This is a genomic window from Paenibacillus sp. sgz302190 (assembly GCF_059820445.1).
Window position 1 is genome coordinate 23,331 of record NZ_JBZYAO010000032.1, and the last position, 12,909, is coordinate 36,239.

Below are 12,909 nucleotides of genomic sequence, written 5' to 3' on the forward strand. Positions count from 1 at the left end.
CTTTATTCCGTATCAAGGGGAGACCCCCTTGATATTTTTATAAGTGGGCAACGTGATTTCGACAACCGTGCCCTGGTTCATTTTGCTTCGGATGTGCATGCGGCCGTGGTGGTTTTCGATGATCCGGTAGCTTACCATGAGACCGAGTCCGGTGCCTTTTTCCTTCGTCGTATAGAAAGGCTCGCCCAGCCGCGGAAGCCTGTCCTCCGGAATGCCGACGCCGTAGTCGGTAAAGACCAGGGCGATTTCGTTTTCACCGTGGAGCCGGGCCTCGACGAATATTTCCCCGCCATCCGGCATGGCGTCAATCGAATTGTTCAGGATGTTGATGCACACCTGCTTGATCTGGTTCTCATCGCAGTGAATCGGCGGCAGGCCGTCTGCCAAATTGCTGGCGATTTCCACATTGTTCATGATCGCCTGAGAGCTGAGCAGGGCAATCGTGTTCGTTAAAATCTCCTTGATATCTTTGGGCTGGAAAGAAACGGCTTGCGGTTTAGCGATGACGAGGAATTCGCTTACAATAAAGTTAATCCGGTCCAGCTCGGAGAGCATAATGTCGTAATAATGCCGGTAATCGGTAGTTTTGTTTTGCAAAAGCTGGACAAATCCTTTGAGCGAAGTAAGCGGATTGCGGATCTCATGGGCGACACCGGCGGCGAGTTGTCCGACGATGGAAAGCTTTTCAGACTTGATCAGCATTTCTTCCGACCTTTGCTCCTCCGATATATCTTTGCAGATCGCATATACGCCGGCGATTTGCTCGTTGACAATAATGGGCACGTTGATCACGCTTAAGGATACCGGCTGCCCGAGCTTGTGAATGAACGAAATCCGGTAAGTTTGCGTTTCGCCCTCCAAAGCTTTTTGAAAATGCTGCTCCCAATGCTCCACGTCCTGCGGAACGATCATGTGCTTCATCGATTTTTGCAGCAGTTCGTTCGCAGGGTAGCCGGTTATTTTCTCCGTAGCCGGATTGACACTTATAAAAATGCCGTCCGAATCGAACGAACATATCGCATCGGGATTGTTTTCATACAATGACTTGTACCGCTGCTCGCTTTGCTCCAACAGCTTTTCGGCCCGCGCCCGTTCGTAGATCGCCTGAATCATCGCATAGGATCTGTAAAACTGATCGTCGCCGTTCTGCGAAATCATTTTACGGAGCTTTTCGTCGGAATCGCTGTCCGCAGGGAAGCCCTTATCCTGCTCGTGGCTGGCAATGCGAAGCATTTCCATCACATTGGTGATATGTTCGCGATGAATGCGCGCCGCGGAGGCCGTTTTGGAGAACTGCTTGCCTGGAGTGCCCAAATAGACGATGCCCTTGCCAGGATCGTAGTCGGTAATATAGTTCATATTGACCAAATTCGTCTGATCGATCAGCCGGAATCCGTCTTCATACAGCCATTCTTCAAAAGCATCGGGAGAGGAGCAGTAATAATAAGCGTCCTCCAGCGTATGGATGATGTACTCCTTGTTGCGGATACATTCAATCTTGACTACGTCTTCTGATGAGATGAGCAGCGTTTTCGAACCGCGTTTACCATCGCGAGTAACGGGTATCTTGGGCATACTTTCAACTCCTGGTCCATTCATGCTGTATGAATCTCATTATACAGTTTTCTGTGAAATATTTCTTTATTTCGTATAAAATCGGAGCAAAAACGGGATTTCAAAACAAAGTATGAAAACGATTTAATACAATTATATACATTATGTAACATTTTTGTAAATTTAAAAAGTTCAATCTAAGAAAACCTTGATAAATCAAGTGTTATTTATGTTTACCTCACTTTCGCTCATCACCAATTCCGGGAATCGGAACGGGTGTTTTTGTGACAAGAATATCCTGAGCTGATTGTCCGGCAGGTGGATTGAAGTGTTTAGCGTTTCATGTACAAGTTACAAAATAACTGCATTGGTGGTTAGAGAAGGGGACGACTAGCCCCCTCCTGCTCAATTTCTCATCGTATAGGCAAATTATTTCGATATTGATTTGGGGTCAGCCCAGTGTACTTCCTAAAAACTTGAGAGAAGTATTTTTCATCTTGATAACCGACTTGATAGGCGATTTCACTAATTTTGATCCCAGGATTAGAGAGCAACTCTATGGCACGGTCGATTCGGATCTTATGCAAATATTCTAAAAAACCCATGTTTAATTGCTGTTTAAAAAGAATACCCAGGTAGCCAGGGGTTATGAAAACTTCTCTTGCCACTATGTCTCGGCTGATATCTTTGTTGTAATTTTGATTTATATAAGCCAGAGCTTCTAGAAATATCCTATTATTGTTTTTGGATGAGTTTATTTGATCACTTATTCTGCACATAATCCCTGTTATTACACTTTTAATCACATCCATGCTTGAACTAGTGAGGATCTTTGACAGCTTTGGGAAATCCTCGACGAAGATTTCATCGGTATTTATGTTTTTTTCGATACAAAAGTGAAACAAACTAAAAGCTAGAGCAAGCATGGAGTTGAGAACATGGCTTTTCGAGCTGCTTTCGGGTTTTAATGCATAATGAAATGCATTAAACTTTTCGACCATTACTTCCCGACTACCAGAGATAATGGCCTGAATAATGGCTTTCTCTTCAGAAAGGGGATATGAAGTTGCTTCTATATCCTCCTCCATGTAATTAACGATTTTTTCCGAGCCTTTAAAAAACCGTTTTTCTAGTGCATCTACAGCTTCACGGTAAGATGAATGAAGGTAGGAAATTCCCTTGTCCATACTTCCAACACCTATTGAAATTGTAAGTGGAAGATGCTGACTAACTCCCGTTTGTAACTCCATCATAATCCCCTGGAAAGCCATCGTATCAATCCACTGATCTGTGTTAAGGATCAATACAATGCTGTCCTGATGTTCAAAGGCTGCACAAACGAGCGTTTGCGAAAGTATTTCTTCCGTGATATTTTTAATCGCAAACTTAAACAGCTCAATCTCCTTATAATTGAATTTTTGTTCCAACGTGTAAAAATTATCAATTTCAAGCACCAGAACGCCAAACAGCATCTTTGGAAATGTAATGTGGTTAAGGCTTAGCATCGCCTCAAGACGATCAGATGGGGGACGCTCTGATAATACCAAGCGACTCAATGTCCGGTCCCGTAACAAAGGCAAGCTACTTTGAAAACCAATGCGTAATTGGTCCAACGCTTCACTTTGCTTTTTTTCTTCGTTAATATGATTTGCTTGTTTCTTGATAACGTCCAGAATCTCATCCGGCCGGCTCGGTTTTAATAAATATTCGCATGTGCCGAACGTCATGGCTTTTTGAGCATAAGCAAATTCATCGTATCCACTGAAAATAATGTTACGAATGTTAGGATATAATACCGACACTTCCTTAATTAATTCGAGGCCATCCATAACTGGCATTCGAATGTCAGTGATCATGATGTCTACTGGGAATTGTTTAATTATCTTGAGCGCTTCAGCCCCATCACAAGCTTCACCTGCAATATGGATGTCATGCGAATTCCAATCAATTGCATTTCGGATCCCTTCACGGGCACGCCTTTCATCGTCAACTATCAGTAAGTTAATCATAAGATTACCTCCCTCTCGCCCTGATTTAATGGGATTCGAAGAAATACTTTTGTACCCACACCAATCTGACTCTCCACTCTTAGCGTATATTGATCATTATAAAAGTGCTGCAAGCGTGCAAAAACATTGTGAGTTCCGTAGCCGCTGGTATCGCTCGAAAGATTGGACCTGCTTGGAGGGACGTAATTCATAATTTTATTTATTGTAATTTCATCCATCCCGATTCCATCATCCTCTATCAGAAATTCAAGATTGTTGTTGGCTAAATTACCAGAAACTCTAACTGCTCCACCTTCATGTTTTTTCTCAATTCCGTGTATTATTGCATTTTCAATAAAAGGTTGAAGAATCAGTTTTAGAATGACGTAATGATCCAGCTTAGATGGGATTTCAATGCTGTATTGAAGCTTTTCCTCAAATCTCATCTTCTGAAGAGCGAGATAATGGCCAATAAGTTCTTTTTCCTTCACTACACTGGTTAGACTGCTGCCACGGTTTAAATTAAGCCGAAGCAGCCGAGAAAGACTAATAATCATATCGGAAATTTTTTTGTTTCCGGAAGTCTGAGCTTCCCAAAAGATTGTATCCAGCATGTTATAGAGGAAATGTGGGTTAATTTGTGCTTGCAGGGCTTTGAGCTCTGCCTCTTTTTCGCTAAGTTTAAGCAGATAGACATCATTTACTAAGGTTTTGATTTTCAAAACCATACTGTTATATCCCCTACCAAGTTCACCAATCTCATCCCGATATTTGATGTTCACACGTTCTTCGAAATTTCCATTTTGAAACCTCTTCATAGATCTCTGCAAAGCTTTAATTGGTGCTGTAAGGAAGATTGTGCAAACCAGCATTAATGGCAAACTTAGAATTAGGCATATAAAAATTAAGATGAACGTGAATTCTTTTATAGCATTCAATTCATTTGTGAGGAAAGCAAGGGGGACCGTGTAAAAAACACGCCAACCTAAGGAATCCATCGTGCTAAAGGTGACTAGCAATTTTTCACCGTTTACTGTTACGATTTTGGTCCCTGTTAGCGATTTGTCATCTATACCGTTTAAAACCTTTATGAACCCATCCATCTGATATTGTGGCATTCCTGCTTGCATTAATAGCGTACCTTTCTGATCCAATAAGACGATACCATGATCATTATCATAAAGATTTTTTAGATAAAGCTTTCGGACCGTTTCCGTGTTAATGCCCAAAAACAATAATCCGATATGTTTTCCGTTGTAAACATTACGTACGATTCTGCTCATGCCAATCATTTCATTTTGGTCATCGTGAACAAATGTATTTTTTTTATCCGTTAACGGAAACCAAAGTGGAGCACCATTTTTCTGAAGAATTTCCGAATAAGTTGGACTTTCGTGAATATCGGAAAGCGCATAGGGATTGCTGCCGTTGCCAGTGGATTCACTAAAAAGAGGATTCTCCTTGGCTCCATAAAGGGATAAGTAATCAAAAATGCGGGTAGTCAGCATGTAATCCATAATGGAGGCTGTTGGTCCATTATAAAGGGTGTTCCCTAGTGACTCACCTGAGCTGCCTCCTTGTGAAAGTTCAGATTGAATGGGCTGAGAAGAAATGAATACGGTTGCCCAATCCTCAACTTGCTTACGCATGGAGGATATGCTGTTCCCGATTTCTCTTATGATTCCAATGTTGGTCGTACTAACTTTATCGATAATCTGTTTTTTGACTGTCTGGTACGAATAAAAACCTATTGAAAACGTGATTAGTGCAATAACCGAATAGAATACGACGAAAATTTTGAGACGTATGCTTAAATCCAAGTAAAGTCTTTTCATAAGGTTCGCCGCCCTTTCCTCATCAAGGTGTCATTCTATCAATTATAATCACGTGTTCGAACGGGAACAATATGGGTGTTGCTAACAGTTACGAAATTTCAACCTTACTGTCTTTTTCTCCGCTGAAATTTCACGATGTCCATGATAAGATTGCTCACGTAGCAACAAAATGAACTTCCAAGGGGGAATACAAATGCATAGAAAGACTGCAAGCAAATTGCTCTTCGCATCACTAGGTCTGATGGTTCTATTGACAGCATGCAACAATGACAATGGCAATTCGAGTTCCAGTCCAAACTCCGCTACGGATTCTGCAGCACCGGCTAAAAAAGTAACGTTACGTTTCTTCTCGAACTTGCCGGATCGGAAAGCTGGTCAAGGACTTGCTGAACAAACGATTATTAACAATTACATGAAAGAGAACCCGAATGTAACAATCGAGGTTGAAGCACTAGGGGAGCCTTTCTCGAATAAGTTAAGAACTTATATGGCATCGAACGAACCAATTGATATCACTGCAGTATTTGGTGGAGCAGAACTAAATGCTCTGCGGCAAGCCGGATATGTAAAGGAATTGAATCCTAAAGATTATAACAACGATAGCTTCGGTTTCCTGCCGGGTTCACTTAAGAACTTTACGTATGAGAGCAAGCTGTACGGACTACCTAGGAGCAGCGACTATGAAGTCATTTATTACAACAAAAAATTGTTTGAAGATAACGGCGTGAAAATACCGACGACAACCGATGAACTGATCGCTGCCGCGAAGGAATTCCGTAAAAAGAACATTGCTCCAATATCTATGAATGGGAAGGATCAGTGGAATCTGGCGGAGTTGTACCAAAACGTTGTTCAGCGCGTAAATGGCGATCAGCAAGCCATTCTGGATGCAGTGGACGGCAAGAAGTCCTTAAAAGATGATCCAAGCTTCCTCGAGGGGGCGAAGATTTTCAAACAGTTCCGGGATGCAGGTCTGTTCCAAGATGGCTTTATGACGGCTGACTACGGAATGTCCCAAAACCTGTTTACGCAAGGGAAAGCAGCAATGTGGTATATGGGCTCTTGGGAATCTGGCATGGCTACAAATGCAAGCCTTCCTGAAGAGTTCCGAAACAACCTGGAAGTTATTAAATTTCCTGTCGTAAGCGGCGGAAAGGGCAAAGATACCGATTTGCAGGCGTGGAATGGTGGAGGCGTTTCCCTAGTCAGTGCGTCCCCGCATCCGGAAGAAGCAAAGAAATTTTTTGATTACATGATGGGTGCTGGGCAATGGCCTAAAGTAAGCTGGCAAGTTGGAGGCCTTGTGCCGGCACAAAAATATGAATTGGCAGGCAATGAATCCAAAGTCCAAAAGCAAATGAGTGACATTCTTACAAGTGCCACATCCACACCTGGTATCTCCTGGATTGACCATGGTACCCCTAGCTTAAAAAATGATATCCAAAATGTATTCGGTGAATTCTTCAGTGCATCATCTTCGCCTGAACAACTGGTCGACAGGTTACAGGCAGCAATTGATAAACAATCAAAATAAGTAAAGTATGGGTCAGGGCTAGGCTAAATGTGTGGGGTAGGGCTGAGTACCTGCTCCATACTTTTAAAAGTATGAGGTGGTGCATCATGCAAAAAGTACTCAGTAATAGATGGTCCATTTTAATTTTTGTTTTTCCAGGGTTACTGTTATTTTTATTTATGTTTCTGGCTCCGATTATTTTAAGTGGATATTATTCTTTCACGGAAACAATGGGACCAGGAACGAAGATTACGATGGTTGGTATGGACAATTATCGAAATTTACTGTTTCATGACAAGCAGTTTTGGGTTTCGTTACGAAATGCTCTTCTGCTCGGTCTGGGTTTCATCTTTATCCAACATCCGCTATGTATCTTTTTTGCTCTCTTGCTGGACCGGATCGGAGGTAAGGCTGAGAAGATTTTTCGCACGATTTTCTTCATCCCCTGCGTAATTTCAGTTGTCGTTATCGCAAAAATGTGGCTGTCCATTCTCGATCCCAATTTTGGCATATTTAATAAGTTCCTTATTTCAATCGGTTTGGGGTCGTTAAAACATGCTTGGCTGGCTGATACGAACACGGCTTTGGGGGCAATGCTCCTTATCTTAATTTGGTCGGGATTTGGATGGGGATTATTGTTTTACTATGCGGGAGTCAAAGGAATACCGGAGGATATGTATGAGGCGGCGCGATTGGATGGGGCTTCTGGATTTAAACTTCATTGGAAGATCACGGTCCCTCTTTTATCCCCGGTAATTACGATTCAGGTTACTCTGGCGATTATCGCGGCGTTGAAACAAATGGAAGGAGTTTATTTGACCACGGGCGGCGGTCCTGGAGATGCCACGCAATTTTTAGCCGTTTATTTATATAACAAGGCATTCAAGGCAAGTGAGTATGGATATGCCAATGCAATCTCGATATTGTTTATTATCATTTGTTTAATTGCCTCCTACATCAGCAATAAAATCACGAGTCGCAACTCAGTTGAGTATTAGGAGGTTTGGGGAATGAAATCATTGAAGAAAGTTTGTCTATGGATATGTTGTATCTTAGCTGCTCTTGTGCAGTTATTTCCTCTGATCTGGTTGGTGAATTACTCTTTCTTGGATAGCAGTGAGTTTTATTCATCGGAACTTATTAAGTGGCCGAGCTCACCAAAGTGGGGAAATTACGCAAATGCTTGGGTTGATGGTAATTTCTTGAAATATCTTACAAATAGCATCGTCGTATCAGGCGTCTCGATTGTTCTTACGGTCTTAATATCTATAATGCTGGCCTACGCATTCACCCGAATGAGGTGGAAATTCAGAGGCATCTTTTATACGATCATTCTGCTTGGTATCATGATTCCTCTTCACGCAACTTTGCTGCCTGCCTTTGCTATGTTTAAGACATTAGGGTTGAGGGATAGTTACTGGGCACTGATTTTGCCTTATACAGCTGTAAATGTACCATTAGGAATGTTTATCCTTTCAGGATTTATGCGTACTATTCCGTCTGCGCTTGAAGAATCAGCGATCATTGACGGTTGCGGTATCTTTAGACTTGTATTTCAAATTATCCTTCCATTGATGATGCCTGCCGTCGTCACGGTTGCGGTCAACTCCTTTTTGACTTGTTGGAATGAATTCATTATGGCAGCAACGTTTTTAAGTAGGGATACTTATAAGACATTGCCGTTTTCAGTTCAGAATTTTACAGGTTTGTACTCATCCGATTACGGCTCTCAGTTTGCCGTAATGGTATTGATATCGGTACCAGCAATACTTATCTACGCGCTATTTAACGAACAGATTACTAAAGGTGTTACGGCAGGCGCGGTAAAAGGGTAGCTTGGGTCAGAACCATTTAAAGAGAAATGATTTTCTGGGAGAAGATGAGCAGTTTAGACCCAAATTAAGTTGCATTGAAGAATGGAAGTGAACTAAATGAGAATGAAAGGAGGGGTGAGAGGAAAAATTCTGGTTATTAAAGGAATCTTGTACCACCTGCTTCGACTATACCCTAAAATTCTTTAATAATTAGGAGGATGTCAAAAGATGAAACAAGTATGGAAAGGTGTAGTCGGTTCTGCGTTGGCTGTCGTAATGCTGCTGAACGTGGGGGCGATAGCAGAAGCTGATTCGTCTAATTCGTCGCGGCCAACAACCATCCCGGCTCTGCGTGAGTGGACGGGATCGTCAGGATCGTTCCAAATTGGTAAGCACCCCTATGTTCTTATTCATCCATCAGACGAATCTCGACTTCGTTCCGATGCCGAGGTCTTTGCCGATGACTTGGAAGCGTTGACCGGAAAAAAAGTCAAAATCAAGATTACAAAAAAGGATCCCGATCCAGGTGACATATTGCTTGAGCTTGGCTCACAGGATACCCAGATTGGTGATGAAGGATATAAGCTCACAGTCGGATCGTCCGTGAACATCAAGGCGACCACATCGGCAGGCGCCTTCTACGGGACTCGCACCTTGCTCCAGTTGCTGAAACAGTCCCCTTCAGTACCTGCTGGCGCCGCTCGGGATTGGCCACGCTATCCCGAGCGCGGACTGATGATGGACATAGCCCGCCGTAACATTTCGTACAACTGGCTTGCGGCGCGGGTTCGGGAAATGGCCTATCTGAAGCTCAACTATCTCCACCTCCATTTCACGGATGATCAGGGCTGGCGCATTGAAAGCGGCCAGGGCCTTCAATCGCCACAGTTCCTCACCAAAGATCAGATTCGAAAGCTGGTGACGCTTGCGGCGAGCTACCATATCACGGTCATACCCGAGATCGACATGCCGGGGCACATGGGCTGGGCTCTGAAGAATCACCCCGAGTTTCAACTGAAAGACCAGAATGGTGTAGCCGTCCCCAATAAGATCGACTACACGATCCCTGCTGCTCGGGAGTTCTTGCATAATCTGATCGAAGAGTATCTCCCGCTATTCCCGGGGAAGTACTGGCACGTGGGGGCTGATGAGTTCCTTGGTGACAGCGAATATCAGAACTATCCGCAGCTCGAGCAGTACGCCAAACAGACATATGGGCCGCTTGCCACGGCGAAGGACGGTGTTCACGGATTGATTAATGAAATCAATGGGTTGGTCCGTGCCAAAGGTAAAACACTACGGATTTGGAACGATTCTACCACACCGGATCATACCATTCCGATCGACAAAAACGTCGTCATAGATTGGTGGACGGACCTGAACACCCCATACCCTAGTCCTACGAATCCGGTATCACCTCAACAGCTCCTGCTCGAGGGGTACACCATCCAGAACTCCGGCTTCTGGCCTACGTACGACTTTCCTGATTACGGCTACACGCCCGTGCCGTCGATCCAGCACATGTACGAGGACTGGGCCGTGAATCTCTTCCACGGTTTTGCATACAACTATCAGGATGGAAGCAGCGGGACTCTGACACCGCTCTATGACGTTGGAGCGGCTGAACCCCGCAACCTTGGTTCTTCACTTAATTTCTGGAACGACGTGAACGGATTGACCGAAGAGCAAGTGGCCGCATCGATCTTCCCGAGGCTGCGGGTGATGGCACAGAAGACCTGGGAGTCTGCTCCGCTTGTCACAACCTACGCAGACTTTCAATCAATAATCCAAAGCGTTGGATCAGCGCCTTAACGCATCATAATTGAAGCTAGGATGATCAATTAGTCCAAGAACCTCTTTGCATTCCATCTTGGCTACCGGCTGAACACCTTCAGAATCCCGGTCTATGACCGGGATTTTTTAAATAGGTAATATCTAGAAAACTTCAGATTAATATACGTCCAATTAGCAGAAGGAGCATTTAAGTAATGATTAAAGAACTTCTCTACGGTGTTGCTTATTATGATGAGTACATGCCTAATGACAGGCTGAACGAAGACATTCGGATGATGAGAGAAGCCGGTATTAACGTAGTCCGAATCGCGGAATCGACATGGAGTACACATGAACCTCAGAACGGCGACTTCGATTTCAGTTCCGTAGACCGGGTACTTGACGCGATGCACGCTGCCGGCATTCACGTTATTGTCGGCACGCCGACCTATGCTGTCCCGACTTGGATGGTGAAGGAACATCCCGCCGTGCTTGCCATCACGCCGCTTGGGCCGGGTAAATATGGCCCCAGACAGATTATGGACATTACAAACCCGGTCTATTTATTCTATGCAGAGCGGATTATTCGCAAGCTGATTTCGAGAGTGGCTAGTCATCCCGCCGTTATTGGGTATCAAACGGATAACGAAACGAAGCACTATAACACGGCAGGACCAAATGTACAGCTTCAATTTGTCAAATACATGCGAGGGAAATTCGGATCCTTGGATGAGATCAACCGGCGGTTTGGCCTAGACTATTGGAGCAATCGCATCAACAGCTGGGAGGACTTCCCTTCTGTCATTGGCACGATCAACGGCAGTTTAGGAGCTGAATTCGCACGTTTCCAGCGGAAGCTGGTGACTGACTTCCTCGCTTGGCAGGTCGCTATCGTAAACGAATACAAGCGTCCCGGCCAGTTCGTCACGCAGAACTTTGACTTCGAATGGCGAGGGTATTCGTACGGTGTGCAGCCGTCGGTGGACCACTTCGCTGCAGCGGCGCCTTTCGATATTGCGGGCGTCGACATTTACCATCCTTCCCAAAGCAAGCTGACCGGCATCGAGGTATCGTTCGGCGGGGACATGGCGCGTTCGCTGAAACGGGCAAACTACCTTGTACTAGAGACTCAGGCACAGGCGTTTCCGAACATGACGCCGTACCCGGGCCAGTTGAGGCTTCTGGCGTTCAGCCATGTCGCATCTGGTGCTTCGATGGTTGCCTACTGGCACTGGCATTCGATTCACAACTCGATCGAAACGTACTGGAAGGGCTTGTTGAGTCACGATTTGCAGCCGAACCCGGTTTATAACGAAGCGATGACGATTGGCCACGATTTCGCCCGGCTCTCTGACGAGCTGATCGGCTTGCGCAAGACGAATCGGGTCGCGGTCATGGTCAGCAACGAAGCGCTGACGGCGTTGGAATGGTTCAAGCTTCCCGACGGACGAACGTATAACGATGTTGTCCGCCGGATGTACGACGAGCTCTATAAGATGAATGTGTCCTGCGACTTTATCCATCCGTCCTTCGAATGCCTGGACGATTACGGACTGATCGTCGTGCCTGCGCTTTACGCGGTGCCGGACGAAGCGCTGAAGCGGTTGAACGCTTATACAGCGGGAGGCGGTCATGTCGTCTACTCCTTCAAGAGCGGCTTCGCCGATGATACGGTGAAGGTGCGGACTACGAGTCAACCGGGCATCATCTCGGAAGCCTGCGGCGTCTCGTACAGCATGTTCGTCGAGCCGAAAGGTGTCGGACTTGCGGGCAAACTATTCGACGGTGCTGAGGAAGCGGGGACGGTGGAAAGCTTTATGGAGCTGCTGACGCCCATGTCCGAACAGGCCGAGGTGCTCGCCTCCTACGTCCATCCGCATTGGGGACAATATGCTGCGGCGACCCGCAACCGGCACGGAAGCGGCTGCGCGACGTATATCGGCGGCCTGTTTGATGCCGCTTCGATGCGGCGCGTGCTTCGGTCGGCCGTCGATGCGGCGGGGCTGTGGGGAACGGACCAGCAGCTCGCGTTTCCGCTGATTGTGAAGACCGGCGTGAACAGAGCGGGCCGGACGGTACGGTTCTATTTCAACTATTCCGACGATACGCAGACGTTCGTCTATTCGTACCAAGGCGGGGCGGAGCTGCTCTTCGGTGAAGGTGTGGAACAAGGAGAGGCGCTCAATATCGAGCCGTGGGGCGTTCGAATTATAGCTGCCGAGGGCTGATTGTACGGTTGGTGGAATGAAGCGATGTCTGGTCCTGACTGTAATTAGTTCTATTGGGTATCGTGCATACAAGTTGGCAACATAACGGCTGCACCTCGAGTGTTTTTAGTTTCTGTGACTGTCATGTCGATTACGCAAAAGGCCCGGAAGCAGGGACGGAATTAAAGAACATCAATTTGAGATTGGCATTTACAATTGAATTGA

At 45.4% G+C, this 12,909-nt stretch carries 8 protein-coding genes; 5 read left to right on the forward strand and 3 right to left on the reverse strand.

Annotated elements, in window-relative coordinates:
• Positions 1-12 precede the first annotated feature (12 nt).
• The 3 genes from AC6RNO_RS26985 to AC6RNO_RS26995 form a co-directional block, all read right to left on the reverse strand.
• Positions 13-1,575, reverse strand: a complete 1,563-nt coding sequence (locus tag AC6RNO_RS26985) for a PAS domain S-box protein (RefSeq protein ID WP_474683509.1) — start codon at positions 1,573-1,575, stop codon at positions 13-15.
• A gap of 392 nt (positions 1,576-1,967) precedes the next feature.
• Positions 1,968-3,563, reverse strand: coding sequence for a response regulator (locus tag AC6RNO_RS26990; RefSeq protein ID WP_497107363.1), 1,596 nt, complete (start codon positions 3,561-3,563; stop codon positions 1,968-1,970).
• Positions 3,560-5,377 carry a histidine kinase gene (locus AC6RNO_RS26995; RefSeq protein WP_497107364.1) on the reverse strand — a complete coding sequence of 606 codons (1,818 nt, stop codon included), beginning with the start codon at positions 5,375-5,377 and terminating at the stop codon, positions 3,560-3,562. Before AC6RNO_RS26995 ends, AC6RNO_RS26990 begins: the two co-directional genes overlap by 4 nt.
• A gap of 193 nt (positions 5,378-5,570) precedes the next feature.
• Between AC6RNO_RS26995 and AC6RNO_RS27000 the strand changes: the two genes are divergently transcribed.
• The 5 genes from AC6RNO_RS27000 (at position 5,571) to AC6RNO_RS27020 (ending at position 12,705) form a co-directional block, all read left to right on the forward strand.
• Positions 5,571-6,911 carry an extracellular solute-binding protein gene (locus AC6RNO_RS27000; protein WP_497107365.1) on the forward strand — a complete coding sequence of 447 codons (1,341 nt, stop codon included), beginning with the start codon at positions 5,571-5,573 and terminating at the stop codon, positions 6,909-6,911.
• A gap of 86 nt (positions 6,912-6,997) precedes the next feature.
• Positions 6,998-7,888: an ABC transporter permease subunit gene (locus AC6RNO_RS27005; protein WP_497107366.1), complete on the forward strand. Its 891-nt coding sequence runs from the start codon at positions 6,998-7,000 to the stop codon at positions 7,886-7,888.
• A 12-nt stretch (positions 7,889-7,900) separates the two neighbouring features.
• Positions 7,901-8,725, forward strand: a complete 825-nt coding sequence (locus AC6RNO_RS27010) for a carbohydrate ABC transporter permease (RefSeq protein ID WP_488437040.1) — start codon at positions 7,901-7,903, stop codon at positions 8,723-8,725.
• A 207-nt stretch (positions 8,726-8,932) separates the two neighbouring features.
• The gene (locus tag AC6RNO_RS27015; RefSeq protein WP_497107367.1) at positions 8,933-10,516 is read left to right on the forward strand and encodes a family 20 glycosylhydrolase; all 1,584 of its coding nucleotides are present in this window, start codon (positions 8,933-8,935) and stop codon (positions 10,514-10,516) included.
• A 179-nt stretch (positions 10,517-10,695) separates the two neighbouring features.
• A complete protein-coding gene (locus AC6RNO_RS27020) occupies positions 10,696-12,705 on the forward strand; it encodes a beta-galactosidase (RefSeq protein ID WP_488437091.1) in 2,010 nt (669 codons plus the stop codon).
• Positions 12,706-12,909 lie beyond the last annotated feature (204 nt).

Coding starts and splice junctions, on each gene's coding strand:
- AC6RNO_RS26995 (WP_497107364.1), bottom strand. CDS start 5,377: ATGAAAAGACTTTACTTGGATTTAAGCATACGTCTCAAAATTTTCGTC.
- AC6RNO_RS27005 (WP_497107366.1), top strand. CDS start 6,998: ATGCAAAAAGTACTCAGTAATAGATGGTCCATTTTAATTTTTGTTTTT.
- AC6RNO_RS26985 (WP_474683509.1), bottom strand. CDS start 1,575: ATGCCCAAGATACCCGTTACTCGCGATGGTAAACGCGGTTCGAAAACG.
- AC6RNO_RS27015 (WP_497107367.1), top strand. CDS start 8,933: ATGAAACAAGTATGGAAAGGTGTAGTCGGTTCTGCGTTGGCTGTCGTA.
- AC6RNO_RS27010 (WP_488437040.1), top strand. CDS start 7,901: ATGAAATCATTGAAGAAAGTTTGTCTATGGATATGTTGTATCTTAGCT.
- AC6RNO_RS27000 (WP_497107365.1), top strand. CDS start 5,571: ATGCATAGAAAGACTGCAAGCAAATTGCTCTTCGCATCACTAGGTCTG.
- AC6RNO_RS26990 (WP_497107363.1), bottom strand. CDS start 3,563: ATGATTAACTTACTGATAGTTGACGATGAAAGGCGTGCCCGTGAAGGG.